The organism is Pseudomonas kielensis (genome assembly GCF_030505375.1).
GTDB lineage: Bacteria > Pseudomonadota > Gammaproteobacteria > Pseudomonadales > Pseudomonadaceae > Aquipseudomonas > Aquipseudomonas kielensis.
The window spans coordinates 2,403,426-2,419,664 of sequence record NZ_CP130043.1; the positions used below are offsets into that span (position 1 = coordinate 2,403,426).

Sequence of the window (16,239 nt, forward strand, 5' to 3'; positions counted from 1 at the left end):
CAGCGGTTAACTGGCGTCAGTCGGGCAGGTACGGCCGACGATGCGTTACAAAGCCAGGCACTGCGCTTAGACTTGAGTCGGGTTTGTTTTCCTGGGGCAAGTCCACCAATTCGGGAGAGAGTTTTCATGAAGCTAGTCACTGCCATCATCAAGCCGTTCAAACTGGATGACGTCCGCGAGGCATTGTCCGAGATCGGCGTGCAGGGCATTACCGTCACTGAGGTCAAAGGCTTCGGTCGGCAGAAGGGTCACACCGAGCTGTATCGCGGCGCGGAGTACGTGGTCGATTTCCTGCCCAAGGTGAAGATCGATGTCGCCATTGACGACAAGGATCTGGACCGGGTTATCGAGGCGATAACCAAGGCGGCCAACACCGGCAAGATTGGTGACGGCAAGATCTTCGTGGTCAATCTGGAACAGGCTATTCGCATCCGTACCGGCGAAACCGATACCGACGCAATCTAAGCCGCCACAACCCCAACGCCCCAGGAGAAAACAATATGACTCTGCGTAAATTCGCAGGGCTAGGAGCCCTGTTGTCCCTCGTAATGCCCAGCCTGGCCATGGCGGCAGACGAAGTGGCGGCTCCAGTCCTCAACTCTGGCGATACCGCCTGGATGCTGACCGCGACAGCCTTGGTGCTGTTCATGACCATTCCCGGCCTTGCGCTGTTCTACGGCGGCATGGTGCGCTCCAAAAACATTCTTTCCGTGATGATGCAGTGCTTCGCCATTACCGGTCTGATCAGCGTCCTGTGGGTCATTTATGGCTACAGCATTGCGTTCGATACCACGGGCATGGAGCAGGGCGTCGTCAACTTCAACTCGTTCTTCGGCGGCATGGGCAAGGCGTTCCTGGCCGGTGTCACCCCGGCGAGCGTGACAGGGCCGGCGGCACTGTTCCCTGAAGCGGTGTTCATCACCTTCCAGATGACCTTCGCGATCATCACCCCGGCGCTGATCGTCGGTGCCTTCGCCGAGCGGATGAAGTTCTCCGCAATGCTGATCTTCATGGGTGTGTGGTTCACCCTGGTGTATGCACCGATCGCGCACATGGTCTGGGCCGGCAACGGCGGCCTGATGTGGGACTGGGGCGTCCTGGACTTCGCAGGCGGCACCGTGGTGCACATCAACGCCGGTATCGCCGGTCTGGTGGCCTGCCTGGTGCTGGGCAAGCGCAAGGGTTTCCCAACCACCCCAATGGCGCCGCACAACCTGGGCTACACCTTGATGGGCGCGGCCATGCTGTGGGTTGGCTGGTTCGGTTTCAACGCCGGTTCCGCCGCGGCGGCCAACGGTACTGCCGGTATGGCAATGCTGGTAACCCAGATCGCAACCGCTGCCGCTGCCCTGGGCTGGATGCTGGCCGAGTGGCTGACCCACGGCAAACCTAGTGCCCTGGGCATCGCCTCGGGTGTGGTTGCCGGCCTGGTGGCCATTACTCCAGCCGCGGGTACCGTGGGCCCGATGGGCGCCCTGGTGATCGGCCTGTCGGCCGGCGTGGTGTGCTTTTTCTGCGCCACGACCCTGAAACGCAAAATGGGCTACGACGATTCCCTCGACGCCTTCGGCGTGCACGGCATTGGCGGTATCCTCGGCGCCATCCTCACCGGCGTGTTTGCTGCTCCGTCGCTGGGTGGCTTCGGCACCGTGACCGACATCGCCGCACAAGTCTGGATTCAGTGCAAAGGCGTGGGTTTCACGGTGATCTACACCGCGATCGTCACCTACATCATCCTCAAGGTACTTGATGCCGTGATGGGGCTGCGCGTGACCGAAGAGGAAGAGGCCGTCGGCCTGGACCTGGCACAACACAACGAGCGCGGCTACAACCTGTAAGCAGGCGCCGAAAAAAACTTGCCCGGCTTGCCGGGCATTTTTTTATCCTGGATTTGTCACTCAGGCCCAGGCTGAAAGGATTTTTCAGACAGCTTTGACGAGGTTTGCCGCAGCGGTTTTTCCAGGGGCGATGGCTTACAGCATGGCGCGAATATTAGGGTCTTTGTTTTTTCCCAGAGCGCGCTAGAATGCGCCCCGAACGTGCGGAGAACTGTATGTGGCAACAGACTCTGATTACCCTGCGGGCCAAGCCCCGGGGCTTTCATCTGGTGACGGACGAGTTACTCGCCGGCTTGCCTGAACTCAAGGCATGTCGGGTCGGTCTGTTGCACTTATGGCTGCAGCATACCTCGGCGTCGTTGACCATCAACGAGAACGCCGATCCGGCGGTACGTCGCGACTTCGAACGGTTTTTCAACCGGCTGATCCCACAAGGCGCAGCCGGCTATGAGCATAACGACGAAGGCCTGGACGACCTCCCGGCGCACTTCAAGGCCAGTTTGCTAGGCTGTCAATTGAGTTTGCCGATCACGGCGGGCCGATTGGCGTTAGGTAGCTGGCAAGGTGTTTATCTGGGCGAGCACCGTGATCATGGCGGTGCTCGTAAAGTCCTCGCCACCGTACACGGTGACGGGGCATAAACCGCTGGTTACCAGTGGATTTTGAATTTTTTCTGGCAGTCGTCGACAGGCGACGAAGCTGGGCTATAACTAATCTGCTTTTCGCAAGTCATGAGGTAGAACATGAGCGACGATGATCTGGAAAACGACGACCTCGAAGTAGGCGACGAAGACGAGACCGAAGAAGGCCTTGAAGCAGCAGCGGAAGACGTTGCTGACGACGACGGTGGCGACGATACGCCGGTCCCGACCGCCAAAGGCAAGGCCAAGGCTGCGGTGTCGGTAGACGAACTGCCGAGCGTTGAAGCCAAGAACAAGGAGCGTGATGCTCTGGCACGTGCGATGGAAGAGTTCCTGGCCAAAGGCGGCAAGGTTCAGGAAGTCGAGGCCAACGTGGTGGCCGATCCACCAAAGAAGCCTGATAACAAGTACGGCAGCCGACCTATCTAAGGGTCTGCACTGTGCTGATTGAAAAAGCCCGCCGTCGCTGCGGGCTTTTTCATGGGTGATGGAGGGGCATCGCCTCCGGTTCAATACCACACGCTCGGGCTTAACGCCGCTCCGACCAGCGTGCCAGCAACTCTGGCAGTTCTGTCAGGCAACGAATCTCGGCATCCGGTGCCTTGTCTGCTTCCCACGCCTTGCCCATCGGGTTGAACCAGATGGCGCGCAATCCCGCTTGCTGGGCCCCGGCAATGTCATCACCGGGATGATCGCCGACATGCACCGCGCTGGCGGCCGTGGTTGCACCACGCTGCAGGGCTTCGTGGAACAGGCGGGCGTCGGGCTTGGCGATGCCGATGTCTTCGGCGCACAGGGCAAACTTGAAGTAGTCAGCCAGCCCCAGGCGGCGCACGTCGGCGTTGCCGTTGGTGACCACGCCCAGGGCGTAGCGGTTGCGCAGGATCTCCAGCGTCGGTTGCACCTCGGGGAAAATCTTGAGCTGGTGCCGTGCGTGCAGGAAGACTTCGAACGCTTGCTCGGCCAGTTCGCTGGCCTGTGGGTGGGCGTAGCCGGCTTCTTCCAGGGCGTGCAGCAACACCCGGCGACGCAAGGCGCTGATGCGATGCTTGAGCTGGGGTTCGAGGCTGAGTACCCGTTCACGGATGGCCCACAAATGCTCGACCGGCAAGGCGCCCAGGACCGGCGTGTGCTCGGTTAGCCATTGGCGCAGTGCGGCTTCCGCGCTGACGATCACCGGGGCGGTGTCCCACAGGGTGTCGTCGAGGTCGAAGGTGATCAGTTGGATTGTCATTGCTCATCGCCCTTGATGCGTTTGGCCCGAGGGTGGGCGCTGTCGTAGACCGTGGCCAGGTGCTGGAAGTCCAGGTGGGTGTAGATCTGGGTGGTCTTGATGTCCGAGTGTCCAAGCAGTTCCTGCACGGCGCGCAAGTCCTGGGAGGACTCCAGCACGTGGCTGGCGAAGGAGTGCCTGAGCATGTGCGGGTGCAGGTTCTGCCCCAACTCCCGCTCGCCTGCGGCCTTGACCCGCAGTTGCACGGCGCGTGAACCGAGGCGCCGGCCTTTTTGGCTGACGAATAGCGCATCGTCCGGCGGATTGGCCAGGGCGCGCAAGGGCAGCCAGTATTCCAGGGCCTCGCGGGCTTTCCTGCCGATGGGCAGCACTCGGGTCTTGCTGCCCTTACCGAGCACTTGCACCAGGCCGTCCGCGAGGTCGAGCTGGTCGAGGTTCAGGCCGGTGAGCTCCGACAGGCGCAGGCCGCTGGAGTAGAACAGCTCGAGAATCGCCTGGTCGCGACGGGCCAGGAAGTCGTCCTCGACCGCCCCTTCGAGCAGCTGCAGTGTGCGGTCGGTGTCGAGGGTCTTGGGCAGGCGGCGCTCGCCTTTGGGCGGGGCCAGGCCATTGGCCGGGTCGTGGTCGCACAGGCCTTCGCGGTTCAGGTAGTGATAGAGCCCGCGCACGGCCGACAGCAGGCGCGCCAGGCTGCGCGATGACTGGCCCTGGGCATGCAGGCGCGCGACCAGGCCGCGCAGGCGCTGAATGTCCAGTGCGCTCCAGCTGGCGATGTGCAGCTTCTCGCAGTGTGCCAGGACCTTGTTCAAGTCGCGGCGGTAGGCTTCAAGCGTGTGTGGCGACACCTGACGCTCACTGCGCAAGTGCTCGCAGTAGGCGTCCAGTTGCCGTTCCATGGTCAGCGTACCGAGCGCAGGGTGGTGTTGACCCGTGGCAAGACGCGGCCCATGACTTCGGCGATGTAGCTGAGGAACAGGGTGCCTACCGAGCTTTTGTAGTGCTGCGGGTCACGGCTGGCGATGGCCAGCACACCGTGCAGGCCCTGGTGACTGATGGCGACCACGGCCGTGGAGCCGATCTGCAGGCGTTGTTCTTCGCCAAACAGGAAGTCCAGTTCATGCTCGCGCAGGGTGCCGCTGACGCTCTTGCCTTCGGACAGCAGCCCGCCAATGGCCTTGTGCGCTTCGGCATCGCTGACCCAGCGGCCGACCGGCAAGGGCTCGTCGCTGAACAGGATCAGGCTGACAAAGGGCACCTGGAAGTCCTGGCGCAGGCTGTCTTCGACACTTATGACCAGGTCATCCAGGCTGTTGGCGTCCATCAGGGCGAGGATCAGGCGGCGGGTCTTGTCGAACAGCCGATCGTTGTCGCGGGCGACATCCATCAACTGCGAAAGGCGGTGGCGCATCTCGATGTTGCGTTCGCGCAGGATTTTCATCTGCCGCTCGACCAGCGAGATGGTGTCGCCACGCTGGTGCGGTATGCGCAGGGCCGGGAGCAGGTCCTCGTGTTCGACGAAGAAATCCGGATGAGCCTCAAGGTACGCGGCAATTGCCGCCGCCTCCAGGCTCTCGGAAGGGCATTCGTCGGGCTGCGGGGCTGGAACCTTGGGCTGATCAGTCATGGATTTGGCTCACTCAAAGACGCACTTGTCCTTCGTATACGCGCACTGCCGGACCGGTCATCATCACCGGTTGGCCAGGGCCTGCCCATTCAATGGACAAGCGCCCGCCGGGCAGGTCGATCAATAGCGGCGAATCCATCCACCCCTGGCTGATCGCGGCCACTGCAGCGGCGCAGGCACCGGTACCGCAGGCCTGGGTTTCCCCGGCACCCCGTTCCCAGACGCGCAACTGCGCACGATTGCGGTCGATGACCTGAAGGAAACCGACGTTGACCCGTGCCGGAAAGCGCGGGTGATGTTCGATCTTCGGCCCCAGTGCATGCACCGGCGCGTTGTTGATGTCGTTCACGCGCAGCACGGCGTGCGGGTTGCCCATGGACACGGCGGCCAACTCGACGGTCTGGCCGTCGACCTCGACCGGGTAGCTGTTGGCTTGCACGTCGGCCTGGAACGGGATGTCCGCCGGTACCAGGCGCGGTGCTCCCATGTTGACGCTGATCTGACCGTCATTGCGGATATCGAGTTCGATAATGCCGCTCTTGGTCTCGACGCGGATCTGGCGCTTGGCCGTCAGGCGCTTGTCCAGCACAAAACGGGCGAAGCAACGCGCGCCATTGCCGCATTGCTCCACTTCAGAGCCGTCGGAGTTGAAGATCCGGTAACGGAAATCCACCTCCGGGTTGCTCGGTGCTTCGACGATCAGCAGCTGGTCGAAGCCGACACCGGTGTGTCGGTCACCCCATTGTTTGGCGTGCTTGGGCAGAATGTGCGCGTGCTGGCTGACCAGGTCGAGGACCATGAAGTCGTTGCCCAGGCCGTGCATCTTGGTAAAACGCAGCAGCATGGGGTTACTCCGGCAGCAGGCTTTCGCCAGCAAACAACTCGGCTACCGTCTCGCGGCGACGCACTTCAAATGCCTGATCACCGTCCACCAGCACTTCGGCGCAACGGCCGCGGGTGTTGTAGTTGGAACTCATGACAAACCCGTAGGCACCGGCCGAATGCACCGCCAGCAGGTCGCCTTCTTCCAGCGCCAGTTGACGATCCTTGGCCAGGAAGTCACCGGTTTCGCAGATCGGGCCGACGATGTCGTAGGCACGGGCGGCGTTGTCGCGTGGGCGCACGGCCGTGACGTCCATCCAGGCCTGGTACAGCGCCGGGCGGATCAGGTCGTTCATCGCCGCGTCGACGATGGCGAAATCCTTGTGTTCGGTGTGCTTGAGGTACTCGACCTGGGTCAGCAGCACGCCGGCGTTGGCGACGATGAAGCGACCTGGCTCGAACACCAGCGCCAGGTCGCGACCGTCGATACGCTCGCGCACGGCCTTGATGTAGTCGGCCGCCAGCGGTGGCTCTTCATCGCGATAACGCACACCCAGGCCACCCCCCAAATCGATGTGGCGCAGGTAGATCCCGCAATCGCTGAGGCGGTCGATCAACGCCAGCAGGCGGTCGAGGGCATCAATGAACGGGGGCAGGGTGGTCAGTTGCGAACCGATGTGGCAATCGACGCCGACCACTTCCAGGTTCGGCAGTTGGGCGGCGCGCACATAGACGTCTTCGGCGTCGGCGATAGCGATGCCGAACTTGTTTTCTTTGAGGCCGGTGGAGATGTACGGGTGGGTGCCGGCATCGACGTCCGGGTTCACGCGCAGCGAGATCGGTGCACGCACACCCAGCTCGGCGGCCACCACTTGCAGGCGCTCCAGCTCATCGGTGGACTCGACGTTGAAGCAGTGCACGCCGACTTCCAGGGCACGGCGCATGTCGTCGCGGGTCTTGCCAACACCGGAGAACACGATCTTGTCGGCCGCGCCGCCTGCAGCCAGAACCCGTTCCAGCTCGCCACGGGAGACGATGTCAAAACCGGCGCCCAGGCGCGCCAGGACATTCAGTACACCCAGGTTGGAGTTGGCCTTGACCGCGAAGCAGACCAGGTGCGGGGTGCCTGCCAGGGCATCGGCATACGCCAGGTACTGGGCTTCGATGTGCGCACGGGAGTAGACATAGGTGGGGGTGCCAAAGCGCTCGGCGATGGCGGACAAGGCAACACCTTCCGCGAACAGCTCACCGTCACGGTAGTTAAAAGCGTCCATGATGTTCCCTTAGTAGGTGCTGTTGCTGTTGCTGTGTTCGTGCGCTTTGGACTGCGACGATTTCGCCTGTTCATCAGCAGGCTTGCTGTCATCGGGCAGGTACAGCGGGCCTTTTTGACCGCAGGCCGATAACAGGCAGGTAAAAGCGACGAGCGAAGCGAGCGCAGCAAGGGAAGAGATCAGGCGCTTCATGGCGAAATCCTTGAGAATGCGTTAATTGCGCCGGAGTATACCGGCCACCCGGCAGCTTGCCTATGCGACGGGCCACCCGTCCGGCGGGCCTTTGCCCGCCGCCTGCGATCGGGCAGTCAGTGGTGGGCGTTTATGGGTCCACCTTGTCCGGTGCTTGGTCGGTATCCTTTGCAATCGCCGGGGCGCGTCCGTATCTTGCGGCGCTTGAGCGTAAGTAGACACTTTTTGAGGTTGCCGCAATGAGTTTGACTGAAGCCCGTTTCCACGACCTGGTCGATGCCACCCAGCAGACACTGGAAGATATTTTCGACGACAGCGGCCTGGATGTGGATCTGGAAAGTTCGGCCGGGGTCCTGACCGTCAAGTTCGAAGGCGGCAGCCAGTTGATCTTCAGCCGCCAGGAGCCACTGCGTCAGTTGTGGCTGGCAGCGGTGTCCGGCGGTTTCCACTTCGACTACGACGAAGAAAGCGAGCGCTGGATGTGTGACAAGAGCGAAGAGCAACTGGGCGAAATGCTTGAGCGCATCGTCAAGCAGCAAGCCGACGCCGAGCTCGACTTCGAAGGTCTCTGACAGCGTGACTGAACCTGCCCCCGTTCGTGCGCCCAAGCCGCTGTACAGCAATGTCAGCCCGGCCGTGCCGTCGCCCTGCACCAATGTCTGCCGGCTGGACGAGGAGAAAGTCTGCAAGGGCTGTTTTCGCCATGTCGAGGACATTCGTGAATGGCGTTCGGCGGACGATGAACGACGCCGGGTGATTTGCGCCCAGGCGCACAATCGCCGTGCCCGCATCGCTCCGTAGGCGCCACCTGCCGCGACCGGCTTGTATATTTTTTGAGCTGTGATAGTGTCCGGTTACGCCTCAACCCATCGAGGCGCGTGAAAACCCCGCCTGTTTATGGCGGGGTTTTGCTTTTTTCGTGCAGAAGAAAGGAGTCTGCCTGAATCATGACCGTACCTTCCATCACTCTTACCCGTCTGGACGTACAACGTCTGGAGCGCCTGATCGACAGCCTGGATGACACGCTGCCGGGCGTGATCGCGCTGCAAACCGAACTGGATCGCGCCGATACTCTGGTCGGTCACGATGAGGTGCCTGCCGATGTCGTAACCATGAACTCGCGTGTTCATTGCCGTGAAGAAAGCAGCGGCAAGGACTATCACCTGACCCTGGTCTATCCCAAGGACGCGAATGCCGACGAAGGCAAGATTTCCATTCTTGCACCGGTCGGCAGCGCCTTGCTGGGCCTGAAGGTTGGCCAGCACATCGACTGGCCGGCGCCGGGTGGCAAGACCCTGAAGCTGACCCTGCTCGAAGTCGAAAACCAGCCGGCCAATGGCGGCGATTTCTCCCTCTGAGAAGGCTTCAAACCTGTTCGAGCGCCTTGTTCAAAGCGCGCTCCAGGTCTGCCTTGTAGCGCAGGTACAGATTGCTCGAGCCCGGGCTGTCACCCAGCAGCCCTGACAGATCCAGGTCGGTGATGTAGCAGCGATAGGGCTGCAACTCCCGGCGTTGCCCGACGATCTCCCGCGCCACCACGGCAAACAGCTGATCGCCGTACTCCAGTTCGCTGTACTCCCGTTGATTGCAATACAGGGTGACCTGCACCTTCCCCGGCGCAGCTTTGCCGACAATCGCCTGTACGTCATAGCGCGGCCTGTCGGCGGGTATCTGCGGTGCTGGCTGCGGCTCGACCCGGCGCGCACGCCCGGTGCCCGCAGGCAGCAACTGGTAGTAGTGGATGTCCAGTTGCGGCAGCGGCTGCGTGGCGTCCATGGGCAGCATGGCATCGCGGCGGAACAGGATCGACTGCACGAATCGCTGCAGGGGCACCAGCAGGCTGCTGTCATCGTGATAGGGCTGGCGCTGGTGCCACAGGGCGTTGAACTCATCCAGCACGTACAGCTCGGCCCCGCTGTCGCCGACGCGGTAGAACACTTGAATACAGCCGGGCTGGCCCATCGGCAGGATCAGCGCCAGGTCGAGTTCTTCCAGGGCCATCGGGTCCAGGTGCAGCGGGCTGTAGGCGCTCTGCTCCTGGCCCAGGTAGTCGAGCAGTGCGGGCAGGGTGCCCAGGGCCACATGCCGGACCTGTCCGGGCACCAGCTCCAGCACGTGGTAGTGCTGCTGGACCTGAATCAGGTAGCGCTGGTTGAGGTCGCTCAGCAGCAGGTGTTGTGCGGTGTCGAAGATTTCTTCGACGCGCCGGGCAATGAACGGCGCGCGGTTGTGGCAGAAACACTGGACCCGCAGGTGCGGTTGCCGGGGGCCTTGGGGCAGGTGGTTGAGGTAGTCGCGCAGGCAGTCGAGCAGGGCGTGGGGCCCCTCATGACGATTGACCAGCACTTCATTCCAGCTGTTGAGCGTGACCTGGTCGAGGGTCAGTACCAGGTTTTCGCGGACCCCGGCATAACTCAGCGAGTCGGTGCGCTCGGTGGTCATCAGGATGTTCAGGTCGCGGTGATGCTTGAGCGGGTCGATGCCCACGTTCACCAGGATCAGCACTTCGACCGGCTCGCTGGCACGCAGCAGCGGCTCCTCGTCGACGCTGGCCAGGGGCAGGGCGATGGTCTGTTGCAGGCTGCCCAGCAGGTTGAACAGCTCGAACTCACTCAGGTCGCTGCTGCCCGGGTGCAGTGCCAGGCGCGTGCTGCTGTCGATCACGCCGTTACGGTGGCACCAGGTCAGCAACTCCAAGAGTTGGCTGCTGCGCTTGAGCGGCGCGAAGTGCTCCCACTCCAGGTTGCCCAGGCTGCCGTTGTACAGGCCCCATTGGGTTTGCCCGGGGGCTTTTTTGTTGGTGGAGTGCACCAGTGTCAGGGTGTCTTCGGCCAGGTCCGGGGCAATGCCCGGGTTGATGAACTCGACCTTGTCGGCCTTGCGTTCGAAGGCCGCATAGAGCCGACGGCCGAGCACATTGAGGTCGCGTTTGTTGATCAGGCTGACGCTGCGTTCCGTGCGGGCAAACTGGCTGAGGAAGCGATAGCTGAAGTTGAGCTCGTTGACCAGGGCCCGGCGCTCCGCGCTGACCTGACGGACCTTCCACTGGCTGCGGCTGTCGAGCAGTGCCAGCTGTCGATGGTCCCAGCGCCACTCTTCGGCCAGTCGCTGCAGGAGCTGATTCTGCCAGCGGCTGTTGCGTTGAGCGTTGGCCCCGGTGAGTTTGCGGTTGACCTTGAGGTACAAGGCGCGACGCACCAGCTCCAGGCGCTCCGTCTCGCCCCGGGCGCTCAGGTAGTGCTCGATGCGCCGGTACACTATGATGTAGGGGTCGAGCTCGTCCAGCTCCAGGCGGTTGGCAAACACGGCCTGCTTGAAGCGCAGGCTCAGGCATTCGACCTGCGGATGCTCGCTGGCGTAGACCTCGATCAGCAGCAGCTTGAGCACCGACTTGTACGGCGACTCAATGCCTTTGAACAATTGCCAGAGCCCGGCACCGATGAACTCGCCGGGCGGAATGTGGGCCAGGTGACCGAGATCAAGGGTCTCGTCGGCGCGAATAAAGCGTTTGGACAGCAGGGTATGGGTGTACAGCTCGTAGCCGGCTTCTTCATACACCGGCACCAGCCACCAGATCGGCGTGCGCCCGGCGAGCCAGATTGCGGTGCGATAGAACTCGTCCAGCAGCAGGTAGTGCTGGGTGGTGCCGCAGTCTTCGGAGCTGAGCTGGCTATCACGCTCGCCGCGGACAAACCGCTGCGGCTCGATCAGGAAGCAATGGGCCTCGGCGCCCTGGCTGGCGGCCCAGGCTTCGAGCAACTGAGATTTTTTGCCCAGTTCGGCGAGCTCGTCCGCACTGAGGTCCGGGGCGTGGCAGATCCACAGGTCCATGTCGCTCTGATCGGCCTGGGCCAGGGTGCCGAGGCTGCCCATCAGGAACAGGCCGTGAATCGGCTGTGGTGGGTTGCCGCGACGGGCCTTGTAGGAAAAGGATCGGGTCAGGCGCTGCGCTTCCGCGAGGGTGGCGGCGTCAGGTTCGAAGTTCGCCACTCCGGCAGGGGTGCTGCCCGAGACGTAGCCCGGCAACAGGGGATGATTGACATGGAAAAACAGCGGCAGCAGCTTGAGGACCATTTGCTGGCGCGGCGATAACCCTTCCATGGCCCGGGCCATGCGGCCTTCATTGAGCGTGAGGAAGCGTGCGCGCAACTGGCTGAGAACCTTGCGATCGATTCCCTCGTCCAGGTCGGGGCGGATTTCATGGGTGCGGGTCATGTCAGCTCAAACCGGCTCGCAGTCAACGAACGTGGGAAAGTCTCAGGGCGGGAGTCAGTCTACAGCCTCGCGCGCAGGACTTTTAAGCTGATTAGTGATTTCTGGCGCCAAATTTCTATCGCTTGGCGACAGTCTGCCCGCGGAAATCCCGATACAGGGGTTCCCGTGGGCGATACCGGTGTCGTTATGCGGTTTCTTCGACGGACAGGATGGTCAGTAGAGTCTGCACATTCTGCGCGGCGTCACGCCCCAGGCTGGTCAGATAACCGCCGTCGGGTTGATCGATCAATTCTTTTTCGAACAGGCGTTGTGCGGCAGCAATAGCTTTCGGGGCAGCGGTCTGATGAATTTTCAAACCTTCCTGGGAACTGTCCAGGTTGAAGAGTGCAAGGATTTCCAGTTCGGCAACCAGCTCAGGGGTAAGCGACATAAGGACTCCAGACTTTCTAGGAATATGACTGTAGCGCCCCTAAGGTGAACGCACTCGGGCGAGCTGTCCAGTGTTGGCTGCGGGCTTTTCGCCCGCTGGGGTGATTCTTATTTCTTTTCCGGCGGCAGCTCGGGCAGGGCGCGCAGGGCGGCTTCGTACCACTGGGTGTCGAACGCGCGGTCTTCTTCGAGGATCGCGTCGATTTCCACCGCCAGCACGTGGGCCATCAGGTTGAGGATTTCCTCGCGCTCGTAACCCACCAGGGTCAGTTTGTTGAAGGTGGCTTTGGCCGCAGGCGGGTTATCGCTTTCGATCTGGTTTTCGATGGCTTCGATCAGGGTGTTCTCGGCGAACGTTTCGTCGTCGATGTCGTCGTTCGCATTGGTGCCGGGGGTCAGCTCGCTCATGGCAGGCTCCTCAAGGTAAGGCCAGCAGTTTACCTGCATTCAGCGCCGTGATGCTGCTGGCGAGAGTGCGCCCGAGGATCTATAACAGTCGCTGCCAACCCCCTGCACGGCCTGGAGGCTTTGTGATGCTCAAGCTTTATGGTTTTTCCGTCAGCAATTACTACAACATGGTCAAGCACGCCTTGCTGGAGAAGGGCCTGGCGTTCGAGGAGGTCGCCTTTTATGCCGGCCAAAGCCCGGAGGCGTTGGCGATCAGCCCGCGCGGCAAAGTCCCGGTGTTGGAGGTCGAGCAGGGGTTTGTCAATGAGACGAGTGTGATCCTGCAGTACCTTGAAGACACCCAGGCTGGCCCTGCGCTGCTGCCCAAGGCACCGTTCGAGCGGGCCCAGGTGCTGGCACTGGCCAAGGAAATCGAGCTGTACATCGAACTGCCCGCCCGCGCGTGTTTCGCCGAGGCGTTTTTTGGCATGTCGGTACCCGACGCGATCAAGGAAAAAGCCAAGGGCGAGTTGCTGCTGGGTATTGCGTCCCTGGGGCGGCATGGCAAGTTTGCCCCCTACGTGGCGGGGGACAGCCTGAGCATCGCCGATCTGTACTTCCTGTACAGCGTCAGCCTGGCCTGTGCGGTGGGTAAAAAACTGTTCGAGCTGGACCTGTTGGCAGAGCTGCCGGCGGCCAGGGCATTGCTGGAGCGTTTGCAGGAAACGCCGATTGCGCAGCGTATCAATGCCGACAAAGAGGCCGGGATGCCTGCATTTTTGGCGATGATCGCCTCAAGGAAGTAGAGCTTTCGCTGGCGAGCCGCAAGCGGCCGCCAGCGAAGCTTTCAGCGTTTAACGGCTGGCCAGCAGCGCCTGGCCGCGAACCACCGCCGCCTTCACCTGAGCCGGTGCAGTGCCGCCAATGTGGTTACGGGCATTGACCGAGCCTTCCAGGGTCAGCACGGCAAACACGTCCTGCTCGATCTGGTCGCTGAACTTGCGCAGTTCTTCCAGGCTCATTTCCGCCAGGTCCTTGCCACTTTCCACGCCGTACTTCACGGCGTGGCCGACGATTTCGTGGCAGTCACGGAACGGCAGGCCGCGGCGGACCAGGTAGTCGGCGAGGTCAGTCGCGGTGGAGAAGCCACGCAGGGCCGCTTCACGCATGATGGCGTGTTTTGGCTTGATCGCCGGGATCATGTCGGCAAAGGCCCGCAGCGAGTCGCGCAGGGTGTCGGCAGCGTCGAACAGCGGTTCCTTGTCTTCCTGGTTGTCCTTGTTGTAGGCCAGGGGCTGGCCTTTCATCAGGGTCAACAGGCCCATCAGCGCGCCGAACACCCGGCCGCTCTTGCCGCGCACCAGTTCCGGAACGTCGGGGTTTTTCTTTTGCGGCATGATCGAGCTGCCGGTGCAGAAGCGGTCCGGCAGATCGATGAACTGGAACTGTGCACTGGTCCACAGCACCAGCTCTTCGGAGAAGCGCGACAAGTGCATCATGGCGATGCTTGCGGCGGCGCAGAATTCGATGGCGAAGTCGCGATCCGACACGTTGTCCAGCGAGTTGCCGCCTACGGCGTCGAAGCCCAGCAACTGTGCGGTCAGTTCACGGTCGATCGGGTAGGTGGTGCCCGCCAGCGCGGCGCTGCCCAGGGGCATGCGGTTGGTGCGCTTGCGGCAGTCGACCAGGCGCTCGTAGTCACGGCTGAGCATTTCGAACCAGGCCAGCAAGTGATGCCCGAAGGTCACTGGCTGGGCGGTCTGCAGGTGCGTGAAGCCCGGCATGATGGTCTCGGCTTCGCGCTCGGCCTGCTCCAGCAGGCCTTTTTGCAGGCGGGTGATTTCAGCCAGGATCAGGTCGATCTCGTCCCGTAGCCACAGGCGAATATCGGTCGCCACCTGGTCGTTACGGCTGCGCCCGGTGTGCAGCTTTTTGCCGGTGACGCCGATGCGGTCGGTCAGACGCGCCTCGATGTTCATGTGCACGTCTTCGAGGTCGATGCGCCAGTCGAAGGTGCCGGCCTCGATTTCACCCTGGATGGTGCGCAGGCCGTCGATGATGCTGTCGCGTTCGGCGTCGGTCAGCACGCCCACCTTGGCCAGCATGGTGGCGTGGGCGACGGAGCCCATGATGTCGTGGCGATACAGGCGCTGGTCGAAAGTGACGGAGGCGGTGAAGCGGGCGACGAAGGCGTCGACGGGTTCACTGAAGCGGCCGCCCCAGGACTGATTGGTCTTGTCAGTGCTCATGAATTCGCTCGTGATCGGCTGAAGGAAGATGGCGTAAAAACCTGCGGCGGATAATAACAGGGTTGCCAATCGTGTCGGTGACGCTGGTCGATACGTTTTTTCCTGATGGGGGGCCATACTCAAGAGGTCGCCGCCACGAATGCGCAACGATATTTGTCAATTGCCCACTTTTGGCACGGCGAGCGTCTACAGTTGCACGTTAGGAGCCGCGCGAACGATGCGCGCAGCGCTCAGACGCCAGGCCGAAAACCAACGAGCGGGGTGTTCATATTGGCTACCAACATTCCCCGCGGTGATGCCTGGCCAGGACTGATTTTGAACGCGGCTGCACCGGCACCGATAAATATTGCTGTCCGACGTGCGGCACTTTTTGGCGCTCGCGCTAGTCTTAGCGTGGATCGCGGTGACGGATGTCACTTCACCTGTCTACGCTATCCTTGTGCGAGACTCACGCAGGAATCCAGCGCAATATGAATGTCCTGATCGTTGATGACGAACCCCTAGCCCGCGAGCGCCTGAGCCGTATGGTCGGCGAACTCGAGGGATACAGTGTCCTGGAGCCCAGCGCCACCAATGGCGATGAGGCGTTGACCCTGATCGACAGCCTGAAACCCGACATCGTGCTGCTCGATATCCGCATGCCCGGCCTTGATGGGCTGCAAGTCGCAGCCCGCTTGTGCGAGCGTGAAACCCCACCCGCGGTGGTGTTCTGCGCAGCCCAGGATGAATTTGCCACTGAAGCCCTGCAAGCCAGCGCCGTGGGTTACCTGCTCAAGCCGGTGCGTTCGGAGCAACTGCTCGACGCCCTGAAAAAGGCCGAGCGACCCAACCGGGTACAGCTCGCGGCCCTGACCCGTCCTGCGGCCGAAAGCGGCAGCGGGCCACGCAGCCATATCAGCGCCCGTACCCGCAAAGGCATCGAACTGATCCCGCTGGGGCAAGTGGTCTATTTCATCGCCGACCACAAATACGTGACCTTGCGTCACGAGGGCGGCGAAGTGCTGCTGGATGAGCCGCTCAAGGCCCTCGAAGACGAATTTGGCGACCGTTTTGTTCGTATCCACCGCAATGCGCTGGTGGCCCGCGAGCGGATCGAGCGCCTGCAACGCACGCCACTGGGACATTTCCAGCTGTTTCTCAAAGGTCTCAACGGCGATGCGCTGATTGTCAGCCGGCGCCATGTCGCCGGTGTACGCAAGATGATGCAACAGCTGTAGAAGGCTGCGGTGCAACGATTGCGCGGCCCTTTCGCGGGCAAGCGAGGCCAGGGAGGCCGCGCTGTTTCTGATACAAGTCAAAGCGAATTTGGCTGAGCTGTTATTATCCGCCGTATC

The 16,239-nt window shown here is 62.0% G+C and carries 19 protein-coding genes; 9 read left to right on the forward strand and 10 right to left on the reverse strand.

The annotated features are described in order from the left end of the window. The first annotated feature begins 126 nt into the window (after nt 1-126). From glnK to sutA, 4 genes are all read left to right on the forward strand, one after another. The gene (gene glnK, locus Q1W70_RS11080) at nt 127-465 is read left to right on the forward strand and encodes a P-II family nitrogen regulator (protein WP_095164831.1); all 339 of its coding nucleotides are present in this window, start codon (nt 127-129) and stop codon (nt 463-465) included. A gap of 35 nt (nt 466-500) precedes the next feature. After that, nucleotides 501-1,838, forward strand: coding sequence for an ammonium transporter (locus Q1W70_RS11085; protein ID WP_166589261.1), 1,338 nt, complete (start codon nt 501-503; stop codon nt 1,836-1,838). A gap of 215 nt (nt 1,839-2,053) precedes the next feature. Next, the gene (locus tag Q1W70_RS11090; protein ID WP_302098822.1) at nt 2,054-2,479 is read left to right on the forward strand and encodes a secondary thiamine-phosphate synthase enzyme YjbQ; all 426 of its coding nucleotides are present in this window, start codon (nt 2,054-2,056) and stop codon (nt 2,477-2,479) included. Nucleotides 2,480-2,581: 102 nt separating this feature from the next. Next, nucleotides 2,582-2,908, forward strand: coding sequence for a dormancy-specific transcriptional regulator SutA (gene sutA / locus Q1W70_RS11095; RefSeq protein WP_019694242.1), 327 nt, complete (start codon nt 2,582-2,584; stop codon nt 2,906-2,908). Between the two features lie 100 nt (nt 2,909-3,008). Here sutA and Q1W70_RS11100 read toward each other — a convergent pair whose 3' ends face one another. From Q1W70_RS11100 to lptM, 6 genes are read right to left on the reverse strand one after another with little or no spacing between them, the layout of a single operon-like run. Next, complete coding sequence (locus tag Q1W70_RS11100) at nt 3,009-3,713, reverse strand: HAD family hydrolase (RefSeq protein ID WP_265536953.1); 705 nt, start codon at nt 3,711-3,713, stop codon at nt 3,009-3,011. Then, complete coding sequence (xerC, locus tag Q1W70_RS11105; RefSeq protein WP_166589258.1) at nt 3,710-4,609, reverse strand: tyrosine recombinase XerC; 900 nt, start codon at nt 4,607-4,609, stop codon at nt 3,710-3,712. Before xerC ends, Q1W70_RS11100 begins: the two co-directional genes overlap by 4 nt. 2 nt (nt 4,610-4,611) lie before the next feature. Then, nucleotides 4,612-5,337 (reverse strand): DUF484 family protein, encoded by a 726-nt coding sequence (locus tag Q1W70_RS11110; RefSeq protein WP_166589257.1) that lies wholly within the window; start codon nt 5,335-5,337, stop codon nt 4,612-4,614. A gap of 13 nt (nt 5,338-5,350) precedes the next feature. Continuing rightward, on the reverse strand, nt 5,351-6,181 hold the full coding sequence (dapF, locus tag Q1W70_RS11115) for a diaminopimelate epimerase (protein WP_166589256.1): 831 nt from the start codon (nt 6,179-6,181) through the stop codon (nt 5,351-5,353). Nucleotides 6,182-6,185: 4 nt separating this feature from the next. Continuing rightward, complete coding sequence (gene lysA, locus Q1W70_RS11120; protein WP_166589255.1) at nt 6,186-7,433, reverse strand: diaminopimelate decarboxylase; 1,248 nt, start codon at nt 7,431-7,433, stop codon at nt 6,186-6,188. A gap of 9 nt (nt 7,434-7,442) precedes the next feature. After that, the gene (gene lptM, locus Q1W70_RS11125; RefSeq protein WP_095164813.1) at nt 7,443-7,625 is read right to left on the reverse strand and encodes an LPS translocon maturation chaperone LptM; all 183 of its coding nucleotides are present in this window, start codon (nt 7,623-7,625) and stop codon (nt 7,443-7,445) included. Between the two features lie 239 nt (nt 7,626-7,864). Between lptM and cyaY the strand changes: the two genes are divergently transcribed. The 3 genes from cyaY (at nt 7,865) to rnk (ending at nt 8,983) form a co-directional block, all read left to right on the forward strand. After that, a complete protein-coding gene (gene cyaY, locus Q1W70_RS11130; protein WP_166589254.1) occupies nt 7,865-8,197 on the forward strand; it encodes an iron donor protein CyaY in 333 nt (110 codons plus the stop codon). Nucleotides 8,198-8,201: 4 nt separating this feature from the next. Next, on the forward strand, nt 8,202-8,426 hold the full coding sequence (locus tag Q1W70_RS11135; RefSeq protein ID WP_166589253.1) for a DUF1289 domain-containing protein: 225 nt from the start codon (nt 8,202-8,204) through the stop codon (nt 8,424-8,426). Nucleotides 8,427-8,572: 146 nt separating this feature from the next. Beyond that, nucleotides 8,573-8,983 carry a nucleoside diphosphate kinase regulator gene (rnk, locus tag Q1W70_RS11140; protein WP_166589252.1) on the forward strand — a complete coding sequence of 137 codons (411 nt, stop codon included), beginning with the start codon at nt 8,573-8,575 and terminating at the stop codon, nt 8,981-8,983. A 7-nt stretch (nt 8,984-8,990) separates the two neighbouring features. Here rnk and Q1W70_RS11145 read toward each other — a convergent pair whose 3' ends face one another. From Q1W70_RS11145 to Q1W70_RS11155, 3 genes are all read right to left on the reverse strand, one after another. After that, complete coding sequence (locus tag Q1W70_RS11145; RefSeq protein ID WP_302098823.1) at nt 8,991-11,840, reverse strand: class I adenylate cyclase; 2,850 nt, start codon at nt 11,838-11,840, stop codon at nt 8,991-8,993. Between the two features lie 184 nt (nt 11,841-12,024). Then, nucleotides 12,025-12,270, reverse strand: a complete 246-nt coding sequence (locus tag Q1W70_RS11150; RefSeq protein ID WP_007942381.1) for a TIGR02647 family protein — start codon at nt 12,268-12,270, stop codon at nt 12,025-12,027. A gap of 107 nt (nt 12,271-12,377) precedes the next feature. After that, nucleotides 12,378-12,677 carry a hypothetical protein gene (locus Q1W70_RS11155; RefSeq protein ID WP_166589250.1) on the reverse strand — a complete coding sequence of 100 codons (300 nt, stop codon included), beginning with the start codon at nt 12,675-12,677 and terminating at the stop codon, nt 12,378-12,380. Between the two features lie 125 nt (nt 12,678-12,802). Between Q1W70_RS11155 and Q1W70_RS11160 the strand changes: the two genes are divergently transcribed. Further along, complete coding sequence (locus tag Q1W70_RS11160) at nt 12,803-13,462, forward strand: glutathione S-transferase family protein (RefSeq protein ID WP_166589249.1); 660 nt, start codon at nt 12,803-12,805, stop codon at nt 13,460-13,462. A gap of 48 nt (nt 13,463-13,510) precedes the next feature. On the opposite strand, the gene argH is transcribed toward Q1W70_RS11160, so the two are convergent. Continuing rightward, nucleotides 13,511-14,905 (reverse strand): argininosuccinate lyase, encoded by a 1,395-nt coding sequence (gene argH, locus Q1W70_RS11165; RefSeq protein ID WP_166589248.1) that lies wholly within the window; start codon nt 14,903-14,905, stop codon nt 13,511-13,513. Between the two features lie 470 nt (nt 14,906-15,375). Here argH and Q1W70_RS11175 point away from each other — a divergent pair, with 470 nt between their 5' ends. Then, nucleotides 15,376-16,122, forward strand: a complete 747-nt coding sequence (locus tag Q1W70_RS11175; RefSeq protein ID WP_166589247.1) for a LytR/AlgR family response regulator transcription factor — start codon at nt 15,376-15,378, stop codon at nt 16,120-16,122. The last annotated feature ends 117 nt before the right edge of the window (nt 16,123-16,239 follow it).

Bases quoted from the DNA above. Each gene is read 5' to 3' on its own strand.
- Q1W70_RS11090 (WP_302098822.1), top strand. From the start codon at position 2,054: ATGTGGCAACAGACTCTGATTACCCTGCGGGCCAAGCCCCGGGGCTTT.
- rnk (WP_166589252.1), top strand. From the start codon at position 8,573: ATGACCGTACCTTCCATCACTCTTACCCGTCTGGACGTACAACGTCTG.
- sutA (WP_019694242.1), top strand. From the start codon at position 2,582: ATGAGCGACGATGATCTGGAAAACGACGACCTCGAAGTAGGCGACGAA.
- Q1W70_RS11100 (WP_265536953.1), bottom strand. From the start codon at position 3,713: ATGACAATCCAACTGATCACCTTCGACCTCGACGACACCCTGTGGGAC.
- glnK (WP_095164831.1), top strand. From the start codon at position 127: ATGAAGCTAGTCACTGCCATCATCAAGCCGTTCAAACTGGATGACGTC.
- lysA (WP_166589255.1), bottom strand. From the start codon at position 7,433: ATGGACGCTTTTAACTACCGTGACGGTGAGCTGTTCGCGGAAGGTGTT.
- cyaY (WP_166589254.1), top strand. From the start codon at position 7,865: ATGAGTTTGACTGAAGCCCGTTTCCACGACCTGGTCGATGCCACCCAG.
- Q1W70_RS11155 (WP_166589250.1), bottom strand. From the start codon at position 12,677: ATGAGCGAGCTGACCCCCGGCACCAATGCGAACGACGACATCGACGAC.
- argH (WP_166589248.1), bottom strand. From the start codon at position 14,905: ATGAGCACTGACAAGACCAATCAGTCCTGGGGCGGCCGCTTCAGTGAA.
- dapF (WP_166589256.1), bottom strand. From the start codon at position 6,181: ATGCTGCTGCGTTTTACCAAGATGCACGGCCTGGGCAACGACTTCATG.
- Q1W70_RS11110 (WP_166589257.1), bottom strand. From the start codon at position 5,337: ATGACTGATCAGCCCAAGGTTCCAGCCCCGCAGCCCGACGAATGCCCT.
- Q1W70_RS11085 (WP_166589261.1), top strand. From the start codon at position 501: ATGACTCTGCGTAAATTCGCAGGGCTAGGAGCCCTGTTGTCCCTCGTA.
- xerC (WP_166589258.1), bottom strand. From the start codon at position 4,609: ATGGAACGGCAACTGGACGCCTACTGCGAGCACTTGCGCAGTGAGCGT.
- Q1W70_RS11145 (WP_302098823.1), bottom strand. From the start codon at position 11,840: ATGACCCGCACCCATGAAATCCGCCCCGACCTGGACGAGGGAATCGAT.
- Q1W70_RS11160 (WP_166589249.1), top strand. From the start codon at position 12,803: ATGCTCAAGCTTTATGGTTTTTCCGTCAGCAATTACTACAACATGGTC.
- lptM (WP_095164813.1), bottom strand. From the start codon at position 7,625: ATGAAGCGCCTGATCTCTTCCCTTGCTGCGCTCGCTTCGCTCGTCGCT.
- Q1W70_RS11175 (WP_166589247.1), top strand. From the start codon at position 15,376: ATGAATGTCCTGATCGTTGATGACGAACCCCTAGCCCGCGAGCGCCTG.
- Q1W70_RS11150 (WP_007942381.1), bottom strand. From the start codon at position 12,270: ATGTCGCTTACCCCTGAGCTGGTTGCCGAACTGGAAATCCTTGCACTC.